The organism is Blattabacterium cuenoti (assembly GCF_014252415.1).
Lineage (GTDB): Bacteria > Bacteroidota > Bacteroidia > Flavobacteriales > Blattabacteriaceae > Blattabacterium > Blattabacterium cuenoti_Y.
This window is the reverse complement of sequence record NZ_CP059223.1, coordinates 153,952-177,441: the sequence shown is the minus strand read 5'-3', so window position 1 is coordinate 177,441 and position 23,490 is coordinate 153,952. Positions and strand designations below refer to the sequence as shown.

General features: G+C 21.8%; 22 protein-coding genes and 1 pseudogene. 15 read left to right on the top strand and 8 right to left on the bottom strand.

The window, feature by feature from the left end; genetic code table 11:
- Window positions 1-10: 10 nt before the first annotated feature.
- The 8 genes and pseudogenes from ffh (at window position 11) to rplT (ending at window position 7,761) form a co-directional block, all read left to right on the top strand.
- On the top strand, window positions 11-1,345 hold the full coding sequence (gene ffh / locus H0H33_RS00855; RefSeq protein WP_185878033.1) for a signal recognition particle protein: 1,335 nt from the start codon (window positions 11-13) through the stop codon (window positions 1,343-1,345).
- Window positions 1,346-1,468: 123 nt separating this feature from the next.
- Window positions 1,469-3,067: a glycerol-3-phosphate dehydrogenase/oxidase gene (locus tag H0H33_RS00850; RefSeq protein WP_185878032.1), complete on the top strand. Its 1,599-nt coding sequence runs from the start codon at window positions 1,469-1,471 to the stop codon at window positions 3,065-3,067.
- A gap of 38 nt (window positions 3,068-3,105) precedes the next feature.
- Complete coding sequence (gene glpK / locus H0H33_RS00845) at window positions 3,106-4,602, top strand: glycerol kinase GlpK (RefSeq protein ID WP_185878031.1); 1,497 nt, start codon at window positions 3,106-3,108, stop codon at window positions 4,600-4,602.
- 12 nt (window positions 4,603-4,614) lie between these two features.
- Window positions 4,615-5,361 (top strand): MIP/aquaporin family protein, encoded by a 747-nt coding sequence (locus H0H33_RS00840; protein WP_185878030.1) that lies wholly within the window; start codon window positions 4,615-4,617, stop codon window positions 5,359-5,361.
- Window positions 5,362-5,418: 57 nt separating this feature from the next.
- Window positions 5,419-6,630 (top strand): annotated as a pseudogene (gene thrS / locus H0H33_RS00835) (threonine--tRNA ligase); the annotation flags it as partial.
- Window positions 6,631-6,694: 64 nt separating this feature from the next.
- Window positions 6,695-7,216 carry a translation initiation factor IF-3 gene (gene infC / locus H0H33_RS00830; protein ID WP_185878146.1) on the top strand — a complete coding sequence of 174 codons (522 nt, stop codon included), beginning with the start codon at window positions 6,695-6,697 and terminating at the stop codon, window positions 7,214-7,216.
- Window positions 7,217-7,227: 11 nt separating this feature from the next.
- Window positions 7,228-7,416 (top strand): 50S ribosomal protein L35, encoded by a 189-nt coding sequence (rpmI, locus tag H0H33_RS00825; RefSeq protein ID WP_185878028.1) that lies wholly within the window; start codon window positions 7,228-7,230, stop codon window positions 7,414-7,416.
- A 3-nt stretch (window positions 7,417-7,419) separates the two neighbouring features.
- Window positions 7,420-7,761: a 50S ribosomal protein L20 gene (rplT, locus tag H0H33_RS00820; protein WP_185878027.1), complete on the top strand. Its 342-nt coding sequence runs from the start codon at window positions 7,420-7,422 to the stop codon at window positions 7,759-7,761.
- Window positions 7,762-7,780: 19 nt separating this feature from the next.
- Here the strand turns inward: rplT and def are convergent, their stop codons facing one another.
- On the bottom strand, window positions 7,781-8,296 hold the full coding sequence (gene def / locus H0H33_RS00815) for a peptide deformylase (RefSeq protein WP_185878026.1): 516 nt from the start codon (window positions 8,294-8,296) through the stop codon (window positions 7,781-7,783).
- Window positions 8,297-8,315: 19 nt separating this feature from the next.
- Window positions 8,316-8,747 (bottom strand): Holliday junction resolvase RuvX, encoded by a 432-nt coding sequence (gene ruvX, locus H0H33_RS00810; RefSeq protein ID WP_185878025.1) that lies wholly within the window; start codon window positions 8,745-8,747, stop codon window positions 8,316-8,318.
- A gap of 108 nt (window positions 8,748-8,855) precedes the next feature.
- Between ruvX and H0H33_RS00805 the strand changes: the two genes are divergently transcribed.
- The 4 genes from H0H33_RS00805 to H0H33_RS00790 are packed head-to-tail and all read left to right on the top strand — an operon-like array spanning window position 8,856 to window position 12,719.
- Window positions 8,856-9,674 (top strand): 2,3,4,5-tetrahydropyridine-2,6-dicarboxylate N-succinyltransferase, encoded by an 819-nt coding sequence (locus H0H33_RS00805; RefSeq protein ID WP_185878024.1) that lies wholly within the window; start codon window positions 8,856-8,858, stop codon window positions 9,672-9,674.
- A 5-nt stretch (window positions 9,675-9,679) separates the two neighbouring features.
- On the top strand, window positions 9,680-10,261 hold the full coding sequence (locus tag H0H33_RS00800) for an L-threonylcarbamoyladenylate synthase (RefSeq protein ID WP_185878023.1): 582 nt from the start codon (window positions 9,680-9,682) through the stop codon (window positions 10,259-10,261).
- Window positions 10,262-10,266: 5 nt separating this feature from the next.
- Entirely contained in the window at window positions 10,267-11,709 is a 1,443-nt protein-coding gene (locus tag H0H33_RS00795; RefSeq protein ID WP_185878022.1) for a CCA tRNA nucleotidyltransferase, read from the top strand.
- A gap of 20 nt (window positions 11,710-11,729) precedes the next feature.
- Window positions 11,730-12,719: a DHH family phosphoesterase gene (locus H0H33_RS00790; RefSeq protein ID WP_185878021.1), complete on the top strand. Its 990-nt coding sequence runs from the start codon at window positions 11,730-11,732 to the stop codon at window positions 12,717-12,719.
- On the opposite strand, the gene H0H33_RS00785 is transcribed toward H0H33_RS00790, so the two are convergent.
- Genes H0H33_RS00785 through H0H33_RS00775 form a run of 3 tightly spaced genes read right to left on the bottom strand, consistent with a single transcriptional unit; the run spans window position 12,709 to window position 15,160 of the window.
- Complete coding sequence (locus H0H33_RS00785) at window positions 12,709-13,272, bottom strand: thioredoxin family protein (RefSeq protein ID WP_185878020.1); 564 nt, start codon at window positions 13,270-13,272, stop codon at window positions 12,709-12,711. The genes H0H33_RS00790 and H0H33_RS00785 overlap by 11 nt on opposite strands.
- A gap of 2 nt (window positions 13,273-13,274) precedes the next feature.
- Window positions 13,275-14,057 carry a zinc ribbon domain-containing protein gene (locus H0H33_RS00780; protein WP_185878019.1) on the bottom strand — a complete coding sequence of 261 codons (783 nt, stop codon included), beginning with the start codon at window positions 14,055-14,057 and terminating at the stop codon, window positions 13,275-13,277.
- Window positions 14,058-14,062: 5 nt separating this feature from the next.
- The gene (locus tag H0H33_RS00775; protein WP_185878018.1) at window positions 14,063-15,160 is read right to left on the bottom strand and encodes a Nif3-like dinuclear metal center hexameric protein; all 1,098 of its coding nucleotides are present in this window, start codon (window positions 15,158-15,160) and stop codon (window positions 14,063-14,065) included.
- Between the two features lie 66 nt (window positions 15,161-15,226).
- On the opposite strand from H0H33_RS00775, the gene lipA reads away from it, so the two are divergent.
- Entirely contained in the window at window positions 15,227-16,075 is an 849-nt protein-coding gene (lipA, locus tag H0H33_RS00770) for a lipoyl synthase (protein ID WP_185878017.1), read from the top strand.
- On the opposite strand, the gene H0H33_RS00765 is transcribed toward lipA, so the two are convergent.
- The gene (locus H0H33_RS00765; protein WP_185878016.1) at window positions 16,068-18,653 is read right to left on the bottom strand and encodes a UvrD-helicase domain-containing protein; all 2,586 of its coding nucleotides are present in this window, start codon (window positions 18,651-18,653) and stop codon (window positions 16,068-16,070) included. The two genes, lipA and H0H33_RS00765, sit on opposite strands and share 8 nt — an antisense overlap.
- 102 nt (window positions 18,654-18,755) lie before the next feature.
- Between H0H33_RS00765 and fbaA the strand changes: the two genes are divergently transcribed.
- Together fbaA and accD are read left to right on the top strand one after the other, a co-directional pair.
- On the top strand, window positions 18,756-19,829 hold the full coding sequence (gene fbaA, locus H0H33_RS00760; RefSeq protein WP_185878015.1) for a class II fructose-bisphosphate aldolase: 1,074 nt from the start codon (window positions 18,756-18,758) through the stop codon (window positions 19,827-19,829).
- A 14-nt stretch (window positions 19,830-19,843) separates the two neighbouring features.
- Entirely contained in the window at window positions 19,844-20,683 is an 840-nt protein-coding gene (gene accD, locus H0H33_RS00755) for an acetyl-CoA carboxylase, carboxyltransferase subunit beta (protein WP_185878014.1), read from the top strand.
- A gap of 7 nt (window positions 20,684-20,690) precedes the next feature.
- Here the strand turns inward: accD and guaA are convergent, their stop codons facing one another.
- Complete coding sequence (gene guaA / locus H0H33_RS00750; protein ID WP_185878013.1) at window positions 20,691-22,244, bottom strand: glutamine-hydrolyzing GMP synthase; 1,554 nt, start codon at window positions 22,242-22,244, stop codon at window positions 20,691-20,693.
- Between the two features lie 3 nt (window positions 22,245-22,247).
- Entirely contained in the window at window positions 22,248-23,486 is a 1,239-nt protein-coding gene (purD, locus tag H0H33_RS00745; protein WP_185878012.1) for a phosphoribosylamine--glycine ligase, read from the bottom strand.
- Between the last annotated feature and the right edge of the window lie 4 nt (window positions 23,487-23,490).

Sequence of the window (23,490 nt, the reverse complement as noted above, 5' to 3'; positions counted from 1 at the left end):
AAAAATTATAATGTTTAAAAATTTAAAAGAAAAAATTGATCAATCCTTTAATATTTTAAAAGGAAATAAAATAACAGAAATTAATGTTTCTATTGTTTTAAAAGATATAGGAAAAGCTCTTATAGATTCAGATGTTAATCATAATATTGTAATAAATTTTATTAAAAAAGTAAAGACAAAATCTATTGGAAAAAAAGTATTACAATCTTTAAATCCAAAACAACAAATTATAAAATTTGTTTATGATGAATTAACTCAACTTATGGGAGGAAAAAAGGTAGATTTAAATCTATCTAAAAACCCTTCAATTATATTAATTTGTGGATTACAAGGTAGTGGAAAAACATCATTTGCTTCTAAATTATCTTTTTTTTTAAAAAAAAAGGGTTATTATCCTCTTTTGGTAGCCGCAGATATTTATCGTCCAGCAGCCATAGAACAATTAAATTCATTAGCAAATAAAATAGATGTACCTCTATTTTATTTAAAAAATAATAAAAATGTTATTGATATTGTAAATCAATCTATTATTTATGCAAATAAGAAAAACAAAAATATAATTATTATTGATACCGCTGGTAGATTAGCAATAGATAATTTTATGATGGATGAAATAAAAAAAATTAGTGAAAACGTGAATCCATCTGAAACCTTATTTGTAGTGGATTCTATGATTGGACAAGATGCTATTAATAGTGCAAGATTATTTTCAAAAACATTGAATATTGACGGTCTTGTATTAACTAAATTAGATGGTGATAATAAAGGAGGAGTAGCTATAACTATATCAGATATAGTTAAAAAACCGATTAAGTTTATTAGTAATGGAGAAAAAATAGAAAATATAGAAATTTTTCATCCAGATAGAATGGCTGATCGTATCTTGGGGATGGGAGATGTTGTTTCTTTTGTAGAAAAAGTTCAGGAACAGTTTGACGAAAAAAGAGCTAGAAAAATTCATAAAAAAATATTGAAAAATCAATTTAATTTTTATGATTTATTAGATCAAATAAAAAGAATAAAAAAAATTGGAAATATAAAAAATATTATTTCTATGATTCCTGGAATGAATAAAAGTTATTTTAATAATAAAATATCTTTTGAAAAAATTGAATCTATAATTTTATCTATGACACCTTATGAAAAAAAAAATCCTGAAGTATTTTATTCTCATACTGGTATCAGTAGAAAAAATAGGATTTCTAATGGTTCTGGTAATACTATAAATGATATAGATACATTTTTAAAACAATTCCATAATATGAATAAAGTAATGAAAAAAATTAATGTTAATATGAATAATAATCTTATAAAAGATTTTTTATCAAAAATGACTAAAAAGTAAATTAAATCATGATTTAAAATTTTATTTTAATTGAAAATATTTTTAATTTTGCTTATTAATTCTTTTTTTCAATAAATCAAATAATTATGAAAATTAATATTGAAATCCCCACCAAAAAATATTATGAAAAATTTTTTAAATAGAAAAAAATTTTTAAACGTTTTAAAAAATGTTGATATCTGGGATATAATTATTATTGGAGGTGGATCTACTGGAGTTGGTATTGCTCTAGATTCCTCATCTAGAGGATATAAAACACTTCTTTTAGAACAAGAAGATTTTTCTAAGGGTACTTCTAGTAGAAGTACTAAACTAATTCATGGAGGAATAAGATATTTAGCTCAAGGAAATATAAAATTAGTTTTTGAAGCATTAAAAGAAAGAGGTTTTTTATTAAAAAATGCACCTCATTTAGTAAAGAAAAAAAAATTTGTTATACCAATTTTCAATATTGGAATGGGATTTCTTTATTGGTCTGGTTTAAAATTATATGAATGGTTATCAGGATCTCTAAGTTTTGGGAAATCTATTTTTTTATCTAAAAATGATATAATAAAAAATTTTCCTGAAATTAGAAATGAAAAATTAAAAGGTGGTATATTATACTATGATGGTCAATTTGATGATTCTCGTTTGATTATAAATATAGCACAAACTTGTGTTCAGCATAAAGGAATATTATTAAATTATTTTAAAGTTAATCAATTAAAAAAAGAAAATGGAAAAATATCTGGGGTTTTAGCTACAGATATTGAAAACAATAAGGAATATTCTATTTCTTCTAAAGTTGTTATTAATGCTACTGGAGTTTTTTCTAATTATATTTCAAGAATGGATCAACTTGATTCTAATATATTAATTAAACCTAGTCAAGGAACACATATTGTTTTAAGCAAATCTTTCTTCAAAAGTAAAAATGCTTTAGTTATACCTAAAACTACAGACGGTCGGGTTTTATTTTGTGTTCCATGGTATGATCATGTTTTAATAGGAACAACGGATACTCTTTTAAAGAAAAGTAATATTGATCCATCACCTTTAGAAGAAGAAATTGATTTTATTTTACAAAATTTTAAAAGGTATTTTACTACTGAACCAAAAAAAAGTGATATATTAAGTGCATTTTCTGGTTTACGTCCTCTTTTTTATCCTAAGTTTAATAATAAAGAAACTAAAGATATTTCTAGATCTCATAAAATTGTAGTTAATCCATCTGGATTAATAAATATAATAGGAGGTAAATGGACTACATATAGAAAAATGGGAGAAGAAACGGTTAATAAAGCTATTAAAATAGGAAAATTAATAAAAAAACCTTCTATAACAAAAAATTTAAAAATTCATGGATCCAATTATATATCTAATAATGAAAATTATTATTGGGATAGGTATGGAGAAGATCAATTTTATATTGGAAAATTAATAAAAAATGATCCTATTTTAGGAAAAAAATTATTTTACAAAAATAAAATGTTTTCTTTTACCGAAGCAGAAGTAATATGGATGGTACGTTATGAAATGGCAAGAACTGTTGAAGATATTTTAGCAAGAAGATTTCGTTTATTGTTTTTAAATGCAAGAAAATCAATAGATATAGCACCAAGAGTAGCATCGTTAATGGCTAAGGAACTTTCTCGTGATAAAGAATGGGAAAAGTCACAAATAGCATCTTTTAAACAACTAGCTATGCGGTATTACTATCCTCCATTAAAAGGAAGATAAAAAATTTAAGTAGAATAGTTGTTTTAATTCATTTATTTATGAATAAATATGTGCTATCCTTAGATCAAGGTACTACAAGTTCTAGAGCTATAATTTTTGATAATGTTGGAAACATAGTGTCTGTAGCTCAAAAAGAATTTACTCAAATATATCCTAACCCTGGATGGGTAGAACATAATGCGGAAGAAATATGGTCAACACAAGCATCTGTTGCTTTAGAAGCAATGTTAAAAGTTGATTTAAATGGAAAAAATATTGTTTCAATAGGAATAACAAATCAAAGAGAAACTACAGTGGTATGGGATAAAATTACTGGAAAACCAATTTTTAATGCTATAGTTTGGCAAGATAGGAGAACATCTCAATATTGCGATCATCTTAAAAAAGATGGATTAACCGCAATGATTAGAAAAAAAACAGGATTAATTATAGATCCTTATTTTTCTGCTACTAAAATTAAATGGATATTAGATAATATTCCAGGTGCTAGAAAAAAAGCTGATTTAGGAGTGTTAGCGTTTGGTACTATAGATTCATGGTTAATATGGAATTTAACTGGAAAAAAAATTCATGTCACAGACGTAACTAACGCTTCTAGAACTATGTTATTTAATATTCGTACATTAAACTGGGATGATGAATTAATTAATCTATTTAATATTCCAAAAAATATGCTTCCCGAAGTTAAATCGTCTAGTGAAATATTTGGTTATACGACAGGAAATATTATTTCAAAAAATATACCTATATCAGGTATTGCCGGGGATCAACAAGCTTCTCTTTTTGGACAAATGTGTACAAAAGTAGGAATGGTAAAAAATACTTATGGTACAGGATGTTTTATGTTAATGAATGTAGGGGATGACCCTATTTTTTCAAAAAATAATTTGATAACTACTATTGCGTGGAAAATTCATAACAAAATTCAGTACGCATTAGAAGGTAGTGTATTTATTGCAGGTGCGGTAGTACAATGGCTTAGAGATGGATTAAAAATTATATCATCATCAAATGATGTAGAAAAATTGGCGTCATCAGTTGATGATACAGGAGGTTTATACATAGTTCCAGCTTTTTCTGGATTAGGAGCACCTTATTGGGATAATAGAGCAAGAGGTGTAGTGGTTGGAATTACTAGGGGGACATCATCTGCTCATTTTGTTCGTGCTTCATTAGAAAGTATCGCGTTTCAAAATATGGATGTTATTAAATCAATGGAAGCGGATTCTGGAATTTCTATTAAAGAACTTAGAGTAGATGGAGGTGCTACAATTAATAAATTATTGATGCAATTTCAATCTGATATTTTAAATGTAAAAATAGTAAAATATGGTATATCTGAATTAACTGCAGCTGGTGCTGCATATTTATCTGGATTAGCTGTTAATTATTGGAGTGGATTAAAAGATATTAAAAATAAATGGAAAATGAAAAAAATTATTTTTAAACCAAAAAAAATTTATGGGCGTATGGAAAGAATTAAAGGTTGGAAAAAAGCAATAAAAATAACTCGTACTTGGTCCTCTATAGAATAAATTGAAATAATTATGATAAAAATATGTGCGGAAATCATTGGAACAACAGTTCTAGTTTTATTAGGAAATGGGGTAGCAGCAAATGTTATTTTAACAAAAAAAAATAACAATGATGATAAAAATAAAGGTTGGTTAACGATTGCAATTGGATGGTCTTTAGCTGTTTTTATTGGAGTAATTATCTCTGCTCCATACAGTGGAGCACATTTAAATCCATGTGTTACAATAAGTCTTGCTCTAACAGGTAAGTTTAGTTGGTACCTAGTACCTTTTTATATTATATCTCAATTAATTGGATCAATCCTAGGATCAATTTTGGTTTGGATTTTATATAAAGATTATTTTTCATTTACAAAAAATAAAAAAGATAAATTATCTATTTTTGTTACAATTCCTACTGTAAAAAATTTTTATTCTAATTTTTTTAGTGAAATTTTATCTACTTTTATTTTTATATTTGCTTCTTTATTTATTTCATCAAAAGAGATGTTTTTTAAAGAAGAAGATTATCCTATAGTAGAATTAGGAGTATTAGAATATATACCAACTTCATTATTAATATTAGGAATTATTATATCTTTAGGGGGTATTACAGGTCCTGCAATAAATCCTACTCGTGATTTAGGACCTAGAATAGTTCACAGTATTTTTCCTATTTCAGGAAAAGGAGATAGTAATTGGGATTATGCTATTGTGCCAATTTTAGGGCCTATTATAGGAAGTATAATAGCTGCAAAATTATATTTATTTTTATCGTAAAAAATAATATTTTTATATTATCGTATGGAAAAAAAAAATTTTATTTGTTCAGACGATAGAGATCATAGAAAAATAGGAAAAAAATTAAAGTTTTTCATTTTTTCTGATGAAGTTGGATCGGGTTTACCATTATGGTTACCAAAAGGTACAATTGTTAGAAATAATTTAGAAAAATTTTTAATAAAAATACAAAAAAAATCAGGTTATGAAATGGTTATAACGCCTCATATCGGAAGTAAAAAATTATATATGAAAAGTGGACATTGGAATAAATATGGAAAAGATAGTTTTCAACCAATTAGTACTCCTTATGATGATGAATTTATATTAAAACCAATGAATTGTCCACATCATTGTGAAATTTATCGTTCTCAAGAATGGTCATATAAAGACTTACCTAAACGATTTTCAGAATTTGGTACAGTATACAGATATGAAAAAAGTGGAGAACTTTATGGCTTAATTAGAGTTAGATCTTTTACTCAAGATGATGCTCATATATTTTGTACATATGATCAATTATTAAAAGAATTTGATAATGTTATTGATTTAATATTTTATGTATTCAAATTCTTAGGTTTTATGGATTATACAGTTAGAATATCATTAAGAGATCCTAATAAAATTGATAATTATATAGGATCTAATGAGAATTGGAAAAAAGCAGAAGAATCTATATTAAAATTAGTTAAAAATAAAAATATAAAATCTATTATTAATTATGGAGAAGCTGCGTTTTATGGTCCTAAATTAGATTTTTTAATAAAAGATTCTTTGGGGAGAAATTGGCAATTAGGTACTATTCAAATAGATTATAATTTACCTGAAAGATTTAATTTATATTATAGAGGAAAAGATAATAAAAAGTACAGACCGGTAATAATTCATAGAGCACCATTTGGTTCATTAGAAAGAATTATTGCAATAATGATAGAACATACAAAAGGAAATTTACCATTATGGATGGTTCCTTATCATGTAGTGGTTTTACCTATTAGTAATAAGTACATAATTTATGCAAAAAAAATTTTAAATTTGATGTTAAATTATAATATTAGATCTTTTGTTGATAATAGAAATGAAAAAATTAGTAAAAAAATAAGAGATTCTGAAAACGATAAAATTCCTTATATGATTGTTTTAGGAAAAAAAGAAGAAAATAATAATTCAATCTCAATAAGATGTCATAAATTAGGAAATATAGGAAATTTCTATTATATTGATGGAATAAAAAAAATTTTGAGAGAAATAAATTTATATCAATTTTAAAAATTTTATAATTATAAAAAAAAAATTTTCAAGAATAAATAAAAAAAGGAGGGTTCATAAACCAATTGTAAAAAAAAAAGAATTTCATCGTATTAATAATAAAATTTTTTCTAAAATAATTAGATTAGTAGGAGATGAATCTATTAAAAGTGGAATATATCCAACTAAAAATATTGTTTCTTTAGCGAAAGAAAGAGACATGGATTTAGTTGAAATAAATCCAAAATTAAACCCTCCAGTTTGTAAAATATTAGATTATAAAAAATATTTATACGAACAAAAAAAAAGAAAAAAACAGTTTAAAGCAAAACAAGTTAAAGTCAATACAAAAGAAATTAGATTCGGCCCACAAATAGGTGATCATGATGGAAAAGTTAAATTAAAAAGTGCTGAAAAATTTTTAATGCGTGGTGATAAAGTTAAAGTATTTGTTTTTTTCAAAGGACGTTCCATTGTATATAAAGAACAAGGAAAAATAAAATTATTAAAATTTGCAGAAGATATTGAAAAATATGGTAAAGTAGAACAAATGCCTATAATGGAAGGAAAAAGGATGTATATGATTATATCTCCAAAAAAATTTTAATTTTATTTTTTATGCCAAAATTAAAAACTAAATCAGGATCAAAAAAAAGATTTAAAAAAACATGTAGTGGACATATAAAAAGAAAATGTTCATTTAAAAGTCATTTATTAACTAAAAAATCAAAAAAAAGAAAAAGACGATTAAGAAATTTTTATTTAGTAAAAAAATCAGATAAAAAAAATATTAAAAAACAAATATAAATTATGCCCAGATCAAAAAATTCAGTTTCTTCTAGAAAAAGAAGAAAAAAAATAATTAAGTTAGCTAAAGGATTTTATGGTTCAAGAAATAGAATTTATACTGTGGCAAAAAATGCTGTAGAAAAATCATTTTTATATTCTTTTTATGGAAGAAAAAAAAGAAAAAGAGATTTTAGATCATTGTGGATACAGAGGATTAATGCTGGATCAAGAAAATATGGAATATCTTATTCAAGATTTATAAAAAAATTATCCGATAAAAATATAAAACTTAACCGTAAAGTTATTTCAGATATATCTATGAACGATCCTATTAGTTTTAAAAAACTAATAGATATGGTCTAATCAATTATTTATTAAATTATTATTTAATAATTTTTTTTATTAATTTTCTTTTTTTATATGGTAAATAATCTATAAATAATTTACCTTGTGTATGATCATATTCATGTTGAATAATTCTTGATTTTATACCTGTAAAACATTTTGTTTTTTTTTCTCCATATTGATTACAATATTCCACAATTATATTAGATTTTCTTTTTATAGTACTATAAACTCCTGGAATGCTTAAGCATCCTTCATTAAATTTATATTCTTTTCCAAATATTTTTATTAATTTAGCATTAATAAAAACTTCTTTGTATTTTTTATAATTTTTTTTATTGTTGTCTAATAATAATGGTGTTTCTATTATAAATAATTTTATATTTTTTCCTATTTGAGGAGCAGCTAAACCAATTCCTTTTACTTTATGTATTGTTTCGAACATATTATTGATTAATCTATAAATATCTTTTTTTTTATAATGAGAAAAATTAATATCTGAACATTTTTTTCTTAAAATAGGATTTCCGTAAAATACTATAGGTAAGACCATGATATAAAAAATATTTTTTTTATTTAATTTTTTCTAATTTTAGAAGATAAGATTGTAAAATTATAGTAGCACTAATTTTATTTAAAATTTTTTTTCTATTTTTTTTTCTTTTTTTTGATTTTATTTTTATTAATTTCATAGATTGAGTAGATATTTTAGATGTTAATCGTTCGTCTATTCTTTCTATAGATATTGATGGGTATACTTTTTTAAAGTTTTTAATAAACTTTTGAATTTTTTTTTCTAATAAAAATTCAATTTCATTATTAAGTTTTTTGGGAAGTCCTATAACTAACTTTTCTATTTTCTCATGAAAAATAATAGATTTTAAAAAAAACATTAATTTACTAGTTGGAATTGAATCCAATCCAAATGCAAATATTTTGTTTTGATCTGTTATAGATAATCCAGTCATTATTTTTCCATAATCTATTCCTAGTATTTTACTCATTATTAAATAATTTTTTTTTCAATTAATTTTTTTTAGTAAAAAAATTATTACTATCATATTCTTATATTTTTTTTATTTTTGTTTTATAACAATAAACTATATGAAAAAGTGGATAATTTAAAATTAAAAATAGAAAATTATTGGAATAATAAAAATATATGGATAATTGACAAAAATATTAAAAATTCAGTAATAAAAGTAATTGAAAATATTGAAAAAGGATTAATAAGAGTTTGTGAATTATCAGATAATAAATGGATTGTTAATGAATGGATAAAAAAAGCTATTATTATGTATTTTTCAATTCAAAAAATGAATAAAATTGAATTAGGTCCATTAGAATTTTATGACAAAATCCCTATAAAAAATAAATTCAAAGAAAAAGGAATACGTGTAGTTCCACATGCTATAGCTCGTTATGGTTCATATATATCCCCAGGAGTGGTACTTATGCCATCCTATGTAAATATAGGAGCATATATAGGAAAAGAAACTATGATTGATACTTGGGCAACAATAGGTAGTTGTGCTCAAATTGGAGAAAGAGTCCATATAAGCGGAGGAGTTGGGATAGGGGGAGTATTAGAACCTTTACAATCTTATCCAGTTATTATTGAAGATGATGTATTTATAGGATCTAGATGTATTTTAGTTGAAGGAGTTATTATAAAAAAAGGAGCAGTATTAGGATCAAATGTAGTTATAACATCTTCTACTAAAATTTTTGATGTAACTAATGAAAATTCAACTGAAATAAAAGGATTTATTCCTAAATATTCTGTTGTTATTCCTGGATCTTATCCAAAAAAATTTCCTGCTGGAACATATTATGTTCCATGTGCATTAATTATAGGAAAAAGAAAAGAAAGTACTAACAAAAAAACGTCATTAAATCACGCATTAAGAACTCATAATTTATCAATATAAAAAAAATGTCTTTTCAAATAGAAATAACAAAAAGTATAAATTTTTTGAAAAGAGGAAAAATATTATTATATCCAACAGACACCGTTTGGGGGCTAGGATGTGATGCATTCAATATAAATGCAATAAATAAAATATATAAAATAAAAAAAAGAAACTCTTTTAAACCTATGATTTTTTTAGTAGAAAGTATAAATCGTTTACAAAATTTAGTAGGAAAATTATCAGATTTCACAAAACAAATTATATTAGAAAATTATAAAAAAAAACCTATCACAATAATATATCAATTTAAAAAAAATTATAAAAATAAAACATTATATAAATTAAGTTATAATAAAACTTTAGCCGTTCGTTTAACATATGATATATTTTGTAGTAATTTAATTAAAAAGTTAAATAAACCTATTATTTCTACTTCTGCTAATATATCAGGGTGTATTACTCCTAAATCGTTTTCTGAAATTGATCCACAAATTTTAAAAAATGTAGATTATATAGTAAATTTTCGTAGAAAAGAAAAATCTGTTTATGATAGTTCTAAAATCATAAAAATTAATTCAAATAAAATAAAAATTTTACGTTTTTAAAAAAAATGAATTTATCATATGCTATTTATAAAAATATATTTAAACTTGTCAGTTTTGCCTCTAAAAAGATTAATCAAGATAGTTATATAATAGGTGGATATGTGAGAGATTTTTTACTAGGAAATACCAAATCAAATGATTTAGATATCCTAACTATAGGAGAAGGAATACTTCTTGCAAAAGAAGTAGCTAAAATAATTACTAATAGTAATAAAAATAATAATTCCATTAAAGTTAGGATCTTTAAAAGATATGGAACCGCAATGTTAGAATATAATAATTATAGGATAGAATTTGTAGGATCTAGAAAAGAATCATATCAAGATCTGAACAATAGAAATCCTATTATAAGTAAGGGATCATTAAAAGATGATCAGAATAGAAGAGATTTTACAATAAATACTTTAGCAATTAGTTTAAATAATAAAAATTATGGTGAATTAATAGATCCGTTTGGAGGATTATTTGATATAAAACGTAGAATGTTAAGGACACCATTAAATTCAAATATTACTTATTCTGACGATCCTTTAAGAATGATGAGAGCTATAAGGTTTGCTACTCAATTACAATTTTCCATTGAAAAAAATTCTTTTAAATCTATAATAAAAAATAAAGATAGAATTAATATTGTATCAAAAGAAAGAATTGTAGAAGAATTTAATAAAATTCTATTGTCTAATAAACCTTCTATTGGATTATATTTATTATATAAATCAGAGTTATTATCTATTTTATTACCTGAAATAACCTTACTGGAAAAAGTAGAAGAAAAAAATGGATTTAAACATAAAAATAATTTTTATCATACCTTACAAGTTGTTGATAATTTAAGTAAAAATAAATCTAATTCTATATGGTTGAGATGGTGTGGATTACTTCATGATATAGGAAAACCTTATACTAAAAAATTTTTACCTGGGGTGGGTTGGACATTCTATTCACATGAATATATAGGTAGCAAAATGATTTCTAATATATTTCATCGGTTAAAATTACCAAAAGGTAATATATTAAAATATGTAAAAAAAATGGTTAAATATAGTTCTAGACCAATATCTTTGATAGGGGATCATGTTAGTGATTCAGCAATACGTAGATTTATATTTGATATTGGAAATGATTTATATGATTTAATAAATTTATGTTTATCAGATATTACTACTATTGATATAGAAAAAAAAAAATTATATAAAAAAAATATTTTTTTTCTATTAAAAAGAATTGAGATATTAGAGAAAAAAGATCGTATTATGAATTGGAAATCTCCAATATCAGGATTTCATATTATGAAAACATTTAATATTAATTCATGTAAAGAAATTGGAACTATAAAAAATTTTATAAAAGATTCTATTTTAGAAGGAAAAATTAAAAATAATTTTATTTCTGCATATTCTATCATGTTAAAAAAAGGAAAAGAATTAGGATTAAAAATAAAAAAATGATATGAAAATAAAATATTATTATGTTTTTTAATCATAATAAGAATAAAATTATAACAATAATAATACATAAAAATCCAGATGGAGATGCTTTAGGATCTTCTTTAGCTTTAATGATTTATTTTAGGAAATTAAATTATAATGTAAATTTAATATCTCCAACAAATTATTCGGAATATTATTCTTGGTTACCAGGAATAAAAAATATTATTGTATTATCAGATAACAATAAATTTTTTGTAAAAAAAAAAATTTTAGATTCTGATTATATATTTTTAGTAGATTTAAACAATTTTTCTAGAATTGGAGAGTTAAAAGAATTTATTAAAAATTCTAAATCTAAAAAAATATTAATAGATCATCATCCGTATCCATTAAATTTTGATATCATGTTTCATGATTCTAACGCTCCTGCTACAAGTATTCTTGTATTTAGATTTATATCAAATATGAATAATCTATCTAAAATAGATAAAGACATAGCTACATGTTTATATGTAGGATTAATGACTGATACGGGTTATTTTCGTTTCCCATCTATCAATTCTGAAACTCATTTTATCGCAAGTATTTTAATGAAAAAAGGAATTAATATATATAAGATTTATAATCAATTACAAGAAAATTATAATGAAAATAAATTAAAATTATTGTCTATAGCCTTAAAAAATTTAAAAATTATAAAAAAATATAATATTGCTTATACATCTATAAGATCATCAGATATTTTTTATCCTTATCAACAAGGAGATGTTGATGGAATTATTAATTATGGATTAAGTATTAAAAATATTACATTTTCTGTATTTTTTTTTGAGGAAAAAAAAAATTATCCTATTAAAATTTCATTTCGTTCAAAAGGTAAATTAGATGTAAATTTATTTGCTAGAAAATATTTTTCTGGAGGAGGACATAAAAATGCTGCTGGGGGTATAATAAAAAAAAGTTTATCTGAAACTATTAAATATTTTTTACATATTATACCAATTTTTTATAAAAATTTTAATTTTTAATTTTCCATTTTATACTACATCCATAGCTATTTTTTATGATAGGATTAGAGAATTTTTTTTTATTTAAAATGTATTTTAATATAATTCTAATATCATTTCCTGTAACGGGTATTTTATTATCTGGTCTTGAATTATCTAATTGTCCATTATAACATAATTTTCCATTACCTTCAAATATGAAAAATTCAGGAGTACATTTTGCATTATAATATTTAGCAACTTCTTGTTTATCATCAAAAAAATAAGGAAATGGATAGTTATATTTAATAGATATTTTTTTCATATTTTCTGTAGAATCTTCAGGATATTTTTCTACATCATTTGAGTTTATAGCTAAAAAAGATATTCCTTTGTCAATAAAATCATTGGTTAGATTAACTAGTTCTTTATTGATATGTTTTACATATGGACAATGATTACATATAAACATTATTACATTAGCTTTATCAGAAAAAAAATCTGTAAAAGATTTTTTTTCTCCAGAAGTTACCTCTAACAAAGAAAAATTTTTTATTAAAATATTTTTCTTATTTGAAAAATGAGTTTTTACCATGATTATTTATTTTTATTAATAATAGATTTTTTTTTTTCTTCTTCAGCTAATTTTGAATCTATTAATATTCTACCACTATGTTCATCTATTAATAATTTATTTCTTTGAACTAATTCAGAATATTTTTGAGGTGTTATGGATAAATATGATCCTAACGGTGCACCTCTTTCTACTGGTGCGATTGCTATTCCATTTTTAACTCTTTTTCTTATTTTTTTATAAAATTCTAATATTTTTTTATCTAATTTTTTATAAAAAATTAATATTTGTTTGGATAAAATTTTTTCTTCTTTATCATTTTCTAATAAAATACTTTTTAATTCTTTTTTTTTAAAAAAAATATTTCTTTTTTTTTTCTTTAATAAAAATTTTTTTTTATCTAGATAATTATTAATAACTTTTATATTATTATTTAACTCCTTAATTTTCTTTTTTAATAATTGAATTTCTAATTTTTGATATTCGATTTCTTTATCAATCAAATATAATTCTTTATTATTATCTATTTCATTTTTTTTATTTATATAATTTTTTATTAATATTTCAGATTTTTTTATATTTTCATTTTTATTTTCTATATCATTTTTTATAGATATTATATTGTTTTTAATATCTTTTAAATTATTTTTTATATTATGTAATTCTTTATCTAAATTTTTTATTTCTTTAGGAATATTATTACGAAAATTTATAATTTCATCTATACGAGAATCTATTAATTGAATATGATATAATAGTTTCAATTGTTCTACTGTATAATTAATTTTAACTGATTGGTGAATCATTTTTTTTATGAAAAATATTTAATTGGATTAGTATTGATTTTTGACTCATGTATAAAAAAAGAATGAAAACTTTTTTCTAAAAAAGTTTTTAATAATTTTTTGAAAAAAATTTCAGATTCATAATGATCTATTTCTATAATTAACATTTTATCTGATTTAAAAAAATCATGATATTTTAAATCGGATGTAATAAAAACATCAGAAGATTCTTTTATTGATTTTTCTATTCCGAATCTTCCAGATCCAGTTATAATAGAAACCCTTTCAATATTTCTATTCATAAATTTAGAATGTCTAATATATGATAAGTTCATTTTATTTTTTAATAGAGAAATAAAATTATATTCATTCATTTTTTTTATCTTACCTATGATACCTATACCAACATAAGGATTTATATTTTCTATATTATAAATTTCATAAGGAACTTCTTCATAAGGATGATGATTAATAAGAGATTTTTGTATAGAATTTAATTTAAAAGATGGAAAAGTAACACTAATACATGTTTCTTTTTCCATGCAAAAAATATTTTTTTTACCAGTAAATGGTTTAGATAATTCATTTCCCATAAAACTTCCTATTCCATTAAAATTATAACTACAATGACTATAATTAGATATTTCTCCAGCACCTGATTTAAAAAGAGCATTTCTAACTTTTTCAACATAATCAAATGGAACATATGTATACAATTTTTTCATTGTTCCTTTTTTTGGAAAAAGAACTTTTTCTTTATTAATTCCTAATATTTTTGTTACATATGATGTAATTCCATTCCATGAATTATCTAAATTAGTATGAATACTATAAATGAGTATATCATTTTTTAATGCACGAATTAAAATTTTTTCAATAAAATTATTTCCATTAATTTTTTTTATTGGATTAAAAATAATTGGATGAAAAGTTATTACAAAATTACAATTTTTTTCCATGGCTTCTACAAGAACTTTTTCAGTTAGATCTAATGTTATTAATATATTTTTTACTTCTTGTTCTTGATTTCCTATAATTAATCCTACGTTATCATATGATTCTGCATTCTCTACTGGAGCTAAAATTTCTAATTTTAGAATAACATCTTTTGCTAATATTTTCATGTTAAAAGTAATAATAAATAAAAAATAAAATCGATTTTTAATAAAATTATAAAATACTATAATAGTATGATAAAAAAAAAACCAGAATGGATAAAAGTAAAACTTCCCGTAGGAAAAAATTATAAAAAAATACAATATTTAACAAATATTTATGGATTAAATACAGTTTGTAAAAGTGCAGGTTGCCCTAATATAGGAGAATGTTGGGGGAAAGGAGTAGCTACTTTTATGATATTAGGAAATGTATGTACAAGATCTTGTAAATTTTGTGGAATAAATACAGGTAAACCAGGAAAATTAGATTGGGAAGAACCAAAAAAGGTAGCAAAATCTATAAAAATATTAAAAATAAAACATGTTGTATTAACTTCTGTAAATAGAGATGATTTAAAAGATATGGGGTCTTATATATGGATTAAAACTATAAAAGAAATAAGAAATTTAAATAATCCAATAACAATAGAAGCTTTAATTCCAGACTTTAAAGGTGATAAAAATATAATTAAAAAAATTGTTAACGTGAAACCTGAAGTGATTTCTCATAATTTAGAAACAGTACAAAGATTAACAAAAAAAGTTCGTGTGCAAGCAAAATATGAAAGAAGCCTTCAAGTTTTGAAATATATAAAAGATAAAAATAATAAAATTAGAACTAAAACTGGTATAATGTTAGGATTAGGTGAAACAAAAAAAGAAATAATAAAAACAATGATGGATATAAAAAAATCTAATGTAGATATATTAACAATAGGACAATATTTAAAACCATCTTTAAAACATTATCCAATACATAATTTTATACATCCATATTATTTTAAAATTTTAAAAAAAATTGGATTAAAAATGGGGTTTTTATATGTAGAAAGTGGTCCATTAGTTAGATCGTCATATCGTGCAGATAAACATGTTAAATAGTATTATTATTTTTTTTACCAAAAAAATATTGATTCTTTTTATAATTCCATATACCGTGATTACACAAAAAATTTTTTAGATAATACGATATAGAATATTTTTTATTTCCAAGTTTAGAAAAAATAATAAGTTGTTTAATAGATCGTGTAGTAGCTACATATAATAAATTAATATTATCAAATAATGCATTAGATAATGTTTGTTTATAAATTTTATTTATTTTTTTATTATTAAAATGTTTATAATAGGATTTTATTTCTAAGTAAAAATAATTTAATCCATTATATAGATTGGGATCTATATTAATCCACTTTATTTTTTCATTATTAAAAAAAATATTCCAATCAGTAAAAGGAATAATTACTACTGGAAATTGTAATCCTTTAGACTTATGAATAGTCATAATATTTATAGATTTTTTTAAATTATTATCAATTACAATATTTTCTTTATCTTTTTCATATTCCCAATGTTTTAAAAAATCTATAATTGAATTTCCTATTTTTATTGTATACTTATAAACAAAATCTAAAAAAGAATAAATATATGGTTTATTTTTTTTATTTAATAAATCAAAAAAATTAATTATATTTTCAGAAATATCATAAATAGATTTGTTATATAATTTATTTAATGTAAATAAATTTTTTTTTCTAATTTTTTTTGAAAGTTCTATTATAAATAAATCTGTTGGTAAAAAAATTATTTTATAGATATAATTATGTATATATTTTTTTGGAATATTTATTTTATTATTATCTACTAGTAAAAAAATTAAATATATTCTTTCTTTGCAAAAAGAATTATAAGATAGTATATAAAAAAAATTTATAATAATTTTTATTTCATTACAATTTTTTATTAAGAAGAAAATAGATGTATTTACATTTATTCCTTTTTTTATTAACATTTCTGATAAGAAATTACCTTCTTCATTTGTTCTAACTAAAATTGCTATGTCCGAAAGTAAATATTTTTGTTTTAATAAATCTTTTAATTTTTTTATTATATTTTTACATATATATTTTCTATAATTTTCCTTATTAATTTTTATCGATTTAATAAAATTTAATTCAACATACCCCATATAATTTTTATGATATACTTTTTGTTCAGAATTCTTATATATATTTTTATATATTGGACAATCGAATTTATTAGAAATAAATGAATAAAATAAATTATTAAATTTTATAATTTCTATACAGCTACGAAAATTAGTATCCAAAAATTTTAATTCCTTTTTATATACAGAATTTTTATAGTAAATTAATTCAATAAGTTTTTTATAATCTCCTCCTCTCCATCTATAAATAGATTGTTTAGGATCTCCTACTATAATAGCTGCTCCATTTTCTGATAAAGAATTTTCGATTAAAAATTCAATATTTTTCCATTGTATTATTGATATATCTTGAAACTCGTCTATTAAATAATATTTATATTGGGATCCAATATTTTCATAAATTTTTGGTAAAGATTTATTAATTTTCTTATAAAGAATTTGATTCATTTCTTCATTAAGAATAATTTTTTCTTCATTTTTTATAGATAAAAATTCTTTATTTAAATCATGAATAATAGAAAATAAATTTATATTATTTAAAATAAGTTTGTCTATAGTATAGCAAGAAATATATTTATTATATAAATATTTTGTTTCTTCGTATAAAGAATTTATTTTTTTTATAAAAATATTATTTTTTTTTTTTTCTTTAGAAAAAAAATTTTTATTCTTTATATTTTTTTCAATACGATTTTTAAATGGATTAAACAAAATATTTTTCATGTAAAATTTTTTAAAAAAATTAGGAATATCTGAGTATAAAAAAGATTTTTTTTCTATATTATTTTTTTCTATAAATTTAAAAAATTTATTTCCTTGTTTTTTACATATTTCTTCAAATTGATCAATTCTTTTTATTAAAATATATTTTAAATTTATAAAATCTTTTGATGATAATTTTTTCAATTTATTAATGTAAGGATAATAATTTTCGTTTATCATTAAAAAAGCAATTTTATAAAAATCTTTATTTAAATCCCAAATTTTTCCACTTTTAATTACATCAATAAAAAAATTGTAATAATTTTTATTTGATACTTCATAATTTTTTAATTTATATAAAATATTTTCTATGATTTTTGATAAAAATTTATTTGTATTCATTTCTAATGAAATATTAGGAGAAAAAGAACGTATTATACGATAAGTAAATTTATCAATAGTACATATACTATTGGTATATGTATGAAAATCATAAATTATTTTTTTTAATACTTTATAAGATCGTTTGTATAATTCATCTTTTGTAAGATTAGATTTATTAATTATATAATCAAAAAATAATCGATATTTATTCATAATATTTTTTTCAGAAAAATTTTTAATACATTCTAAAATATTATTTTTTATATCATCGGAAGATTTTTTATTAAAAGTTAAAACCAATATATTTTTATATATTAATGGATTATTATTTGTTAAAATAATATATAAATAATTTTTTATTAAAAAAGAAGTTTTTCCTGATCCAGCTGAAGCATTATATATTTTTAAAATTCCTAGATCTAACATAAAAAATATTTTTAAAGTATGAATAAAAAGATAATTTAATGTAATAATTTAATTATAATAGTTTTTTTTACATTTGTTTATCCTTATAAAATAAAAATAATTATGCACAGAAAATTTCCTTATGGAGTAATTACTGGTAATCTAGTTAAAGAACTTTTTGAATATGCTAAAGAAAATTCTTTTTCTATACCAGCGGTAAATGTAATTGGATCTAATACAATAAATACTGCTCTGGAAACAGCTTCAATAGTCAATTCACCTATTATTATACAATTATCTAGAGGGGGATCTATTTTTAATGCTGGTATAGGATCAATAAAACAAAAAAATAAACAGGAATCTGCAATAAAAGGGGCAATAGCATGTGCTATGCATGTTCATACATTAGCTGAATTTTATAAATCAACAGTAATACTTCATACTGATCATTGTTCTAAATCAGATTTAACATGGATAGATGGATTAATAAAAGAAAATAAAAATTTTTATAAAAAAAATGGAAAAACATTATTTAGTTCACATATGTTAGATTTATCCCAAGAACCTTTAAAAGAAAATATAAAAATTTGTAATAAATATTTCGAAAAGATGAATAAAATGAATATGACTATCGAAATAGAATTAGGTGTAACTGGAGGAGAGGAAGATGGTATAGATAATTCTAATATTGATAATAAAAAACTTTATACACAACCAGAAGAAATTTATTATGCTTACAAAAAATTAATAAAAATTAGTAATAATTTTATTATAGCAGCTGCTTTTGGAAATGTTCATGGTGTTTATAAACCTGGAAATGTTATACTTCGTCCAATAATATTAAAAAATACTCAGGAGTATATACAAAAAAAATTTAGTACTAGAAACAATCCTATATCTTTTGTTTTTCATGGTGGATCTGGTTCATCTGAAGAAGAGATAAAAAAATCTATTGAATATGGAGTAGTAAAAATGAATGTAGATACAGATCTTCAATATGCTTTTACTTCTGGTGTAAGAAATTATATGAATGAAAATAAAGAATATATAAAAAAACAAATAGGAAATCCATATGGAAAATATGTTCCAAATAAAAAATATTACGATCCTAGAGTTTGGTTAAGAGAAGGGGAAAATCATTTCAAAAATACTTTAAAAAAGTATTTTAAACTTATGAATAATATTAATACTTTATAAAAAATTATAAAATTATGAATTGGTTTTTAAGAAAAAAAAAAAATATTCTTACATCAATAGATGATAGAAAAACTTTACCTAAAGGTTTATGGTACAAAACTCCAAGTGGAAAAATTGTTGATACAGAAATTTTAAAAAAAAATGCTTATGTTAGTCCAGAAGATGGATATCACGTAAGAATACATAGTAAAGAATATTTTGAAATTTTATTTGATAACAAAAAATTTTTAGAAATCAATAATAATATTACTAGTAAAGATCCAATAAAATGGAAAGATTCTAAAAAATATAGAAATAGAATTATAGAAGCTAAAAAAAAAACAAATTTATGTGATGCAATTAGAACAGGAATAGGGAAAATAGGTGGAATAAAAATAGTAATATCTTGTATGGATTTTTCTTTTATAGGAGGATCTATGGGATCCGTTGTTGGAGAAAAAATATCTAGAGCAATAAAATATTGTATTGAAAAAAAATATCCATACATTATTATATCTAAATCAGGTGGAGCAAGAATTATGGAATCTTCTTTTTCATTAATGCAAATGGCTAAAACTACAGCTAGATTAACTCAATTACGAAATTCTAAAATCCCATATATTTCTATATTAACTGACCCTACTATGGGTGGGGTAAGTGCATCTTATGCTTTATTAGGAGATATAAATATAGCTGAACCTGGGGCTTTAATAGGGTTTGCTGGACCAAGAGTTATTAAAGAAACAATAGGTAAAAATTTACCAAAAGGATTTCAAACATCAGAATTTCTTATAGAACATGGATTTATAGATCTTATCTCTCCAAGAACTGAATTAAAAAAAACCTTATATAAATTAATTAATATGATGATATAAATCATGATTATTCCCATTCAATAGTAGATGGTGGTTTTGATGAAATATCATATAACATTCTATTTATACCATTAACTTCATTTATTATCCTATTTGATACTTGTTCTAGAAATTCATAAGATAAATATGAGAAAGTAGCTGTCATAAAATCTTTTGTATTAATTGAACGTAGGATAGCAGTATATTCATATGATCTTTTATCTCCCATTATTCCAACAGATTTAATAGGTAATAAAATTATGAACGCTTGATCTACAATTTTATATAATTTATAGTTATTTAATTCTTGAAATAAAATATTTTCTGCTTTTCTTAAAATAGAAATTTTTTTTTCATTTATTTCACCAATAATTCGTATCCCTATTCCTGGACCAGGAAATGGATGTTTATTTAATAAATAGTTAGGTACACCTAATATACGTCCTATTTCTTTAACTTCGTCCTTAAAAAATTTTTTTAGTGGTTCAAGTAATTTTAAATTCATATTTTTTGGCAATCCTCCTACATTATGATGAGATTTAATCGAATCTGATAATTTTGAACTTTTAGAAGATTCAATAACATCTGAATATATTGTTCCTTGGGCTAAAAATTTAACATCATTGATATTTTTTGATTCTTTTTGAAAAATTTTAATAAATTCTTCACCTATAATTTTTCTTTTTTGTTCTGGATTAGTAACTCCAACTAGTTTGGATAAAAATTTATCTTTAGCATTTATTATCCGAATTGGAAATTCAACAGATTTACAAATTTTTTTTATAAATTTTTCTTCTTCTTCTAAAAGAAGTCCATGATTTATGAAAATACAATATAAAGAATTTTTTATAGCCTTATAAATTAATAAAGCAGTAACAAAAGAATCTAATCCTCCAGATATTCCTAATATTACTTTTTTTTTGGATACAACTTTTATTATATTATGAATACTTTTTTTTATAATATTATTTAATAAATTGTAGTTATTGGTTTTACATTTACAAATTTTTATAACAAAATTTTTAATCATTATTATTCCAAATTCTGTATGACTTACTTCTGGATGAAATTGTACTGCATAAATATTTTTTTCTTTATGATAAAATGCAGCAATTGGGCAAGATTTGGTTTTTCCTATAATTTTTAATTCTTTTGGAATTTTTTTTATTTCATCAGAATGACTCATCCAAACTACAATAGATTTATTTTTAGGAATTCCTAAAAATAATGGATTTTTCCTATCTATAATAGATAGATAAGATTTTCCATATTCTTTATTTTTAGATGATTTTATTATTCCTCCAAATAAATAAGAAATTAATTGCATTCCGTAACAAATTCCTAATATTGGAATATTTAATTCTAAAATATTTTTATATATTGATGGATAATTTTTATTATAGACTGAAAATGGTCCTCCTGATAAAATAATACCTTTAGGTTGTTTATAAATAATATTAGAAACAGAAATATTATGTTCACATAATATGGTATATATACCTATATCTCTTATTCTTCTTGAAATTATGTGACTATATTGTGATCCAAAATCTAATATAATAATTGATTCTTTAATTTTCATTTTTTAATATAAACCTATATCTTTTCTATAATAAAGATTATTACATTTAATATTATTAATTTTTTTATATGCATTTTCTCTTGCATATTTTATATTTTTATCAATTCCTATAACATTTAATACTCTTCCTCCGGAAGTGTACCATTGTTGGTTTTCTTTTCTTGCTCCTGCAATATAAAAAGGTTCTTCTAATTTATCCAAATTACTAATACAATTTCCTATTTTATATTTTTCTGGATATCCTAATGAAGATAAAACTATACAACATGAGGAATAATTTTTCCATAAAATATTTATTTTATCTTCATAAAAAAAAGATTTTAACATATATAAAAAATTATTTTTCATTAATGGAAGTAATGATTGAGTTTCAGGATCTCCTAATCTAGTATTATATTCTAATAGATAAATCTTATTATTATATATCATTAATCCAAAATATAAAAATCCTAAAAAAGTTAATTTTTCTGAAATTAGACCTTCAAAAGTAGGTTGTAATATATTTTTATTAAAATCTGTCCACATAGCACTATTCATATAAGGATTTGGAGTTATTGATCCCATACCACCTGTATTTAAACCACAATCGTTATTTCCTATTTTTTTATAATCTTTAGAAGATAAAAAAGGAATGATTCTTTTTTTATTAAAAATTGATAATATAGAGACTTCTTTTCCGTTTAAATACTCTTCTATTATTATCTTTTTTCCATTTTTTCCAAACTTATTTTCTATCATAATATTTTTTATTGCTTTTTTATAATCATTTTGATTATGAGCAATAATAACTCCCTTTCCTGAGGCAAGACCATTAAATTTAATAACTAGTGGATTATTTTTTTTTTTTAAAAATTTTTTTGCTTCATTATATGAATCAAACGTTTCGTATTCAGGAGTTCTAATTCCATATTTTTTCATAAAGGATTTTCCAAAAATTTTATCTCCTTCTAATCTAGATGAATAATAATTTGGTCCAATTATATTTAATTGATAAAATTGAAATAAGTCTACAACTTCTTGTACAAGAAAAATTTCTGATCCAACTATTGTAAGTTCTATATTATTTTTTTTAGAAAACATTGCTAAATCTAATATGGAACATTTTTTTTCTATATTAGATCCTATTAATTTTGTTCCACCATTTCCAGGATAAAAATATAGTATTATATTAATATTTCCTTCTAATAATTTTTTTCCAATAGCATGTTCCCTTCCTCCTCCTCCAAGTATTAAAATTTTCATAATC

Bases quoted from the DNA above. Each gene is read 5' to 3' on its own strand.
- ffh (WP_185878033.1), top strand. From the start codon at position 11: ATGTTTAAAAATTTAAAAGAAAAAATTGATCAATCCTTTAATATTTTA.
- H0H33_RS00850 (WP_185878032.1), top strand. From the start codon at position 1,469: ATGAAAAATTTTTTAAATAGAAAAAAATTTTTAAACGTTTTAAAAAAT.
- glpK (WP_185878031.1), top strand. From the start codon at position 3,106: ATGAATAAATATGTGCTATCCTTAGATCAAGGTACTACAAGTTCTAGA.
- H0H33_RS00840 (WP_185878030.1), top strand. From the start codon at position 4,615: ATGATAAAAATATGTGCGGAAATCATTGGAACAACAGTTCTAGTTTTA.
- rpmI (WP_185878028.1), top strand. From the start codon at position 7,228: ATGCCAAAATTAAAAACTAAATCAGGATCAAAAAAAAGATTTAAAAAA.
- rplT (WP_185878027.1), top strand. From the start codon at position 7,420: ATGCCCAGATCAAAAAATTCAGTTTCTTCTAGAAAAAGAAGAAAAAAA.
- def (WP_185878026.1), bottom strand. From the start codon at position 8,296: ATGGTCTTACCTATAGTATTTTACGGAAATCCTATTTTAAGAAAAAAA.
- ruvX (WP_185878025.1), bottom strand. From the start codon at position 8,747: ATGAGTAAAATACTAGGAATAGATTATGGAAAAATAATGACTGGATTA.
- H0H33_RS00800 (WP_185878023.1), top strand. From the start codon at position 9,680: ATGTCTTTTCAAATAGAAATAACAAAAAGTATAAATTTTTTGAAAAGA.
- H0H33_RS00795 (WP_185878022.1), top strand. From the start codon at position 10,267: ATGAATTTATCATATGCTATTTATAAAAATATATTTAAACTTGTCAGT.
- H0H33_RS00790 (WP_185878021.1), top strand. From the start codon at position 11,730: ATGTTTTTTAATCATAATAAGAATAAAATTATAACAATAATAATACAT.
- H0H33_RS00785 (WP_185878020.1), bottom strand. From the start codon at position 13,272: ATGGTAAAAACTCATTTTTCAAATAAGAAAAATATTTTAATAAAAAAT.
- H0H33_RS00780 (WP_185878019.1), bottom strand. From the start codon at position 14,057: ATGATTCACCAATCAGTTAAAATTAATTATACAGTAGAACAATTGAAA.
- H0H33_RS00775 (WP_185878018.1), bottom strand. From the start codon at position 15,160: ATGAAAATATTAGCAAAAGATGTTATTCTAAAATTAGAAATTTTAGCT.
- lipA (WP_185878017.1), top strand. From the start codon at position 15,227: ATGATAAAAAAAAAACCAGAATGGATAAAAGTAAAACTTCCCGTAGGA.
- H0H33_RS00765 (WP_185878016.1), bottom strand. From the start codon at position 18,653: ATGTTAGATCTAGGAATTTTAAAAATATATAATGCTTCAGCTGGATCA.
- fbaA (WP_185878015.1), top strand. From the start codon at position 18,756: ATGCACAGAAAATTTCCTTATGGAGTAATTACTGGTAATCTAGTTAAA.
- accD (WP_185878014.1), top strand. From the start codon at position 19,844: ATGAATTGGTTTTTAAGAAAAAAAAAAAATATTCTTACATCAATAGAT.
- guaA (WP_185878013.1), bottom strand. From the start codon at position 22,244: ATGAAAATTAAAGAATCAATTATTATATTAGATTTTGGATCACAATAT.
- purD (WP_185878012.1), bottom strand. From the start codon at position 23,486: ATGAAAATTTTAATACTTGGAGGAGGAGGAAGGGAACATGCTATTGGA.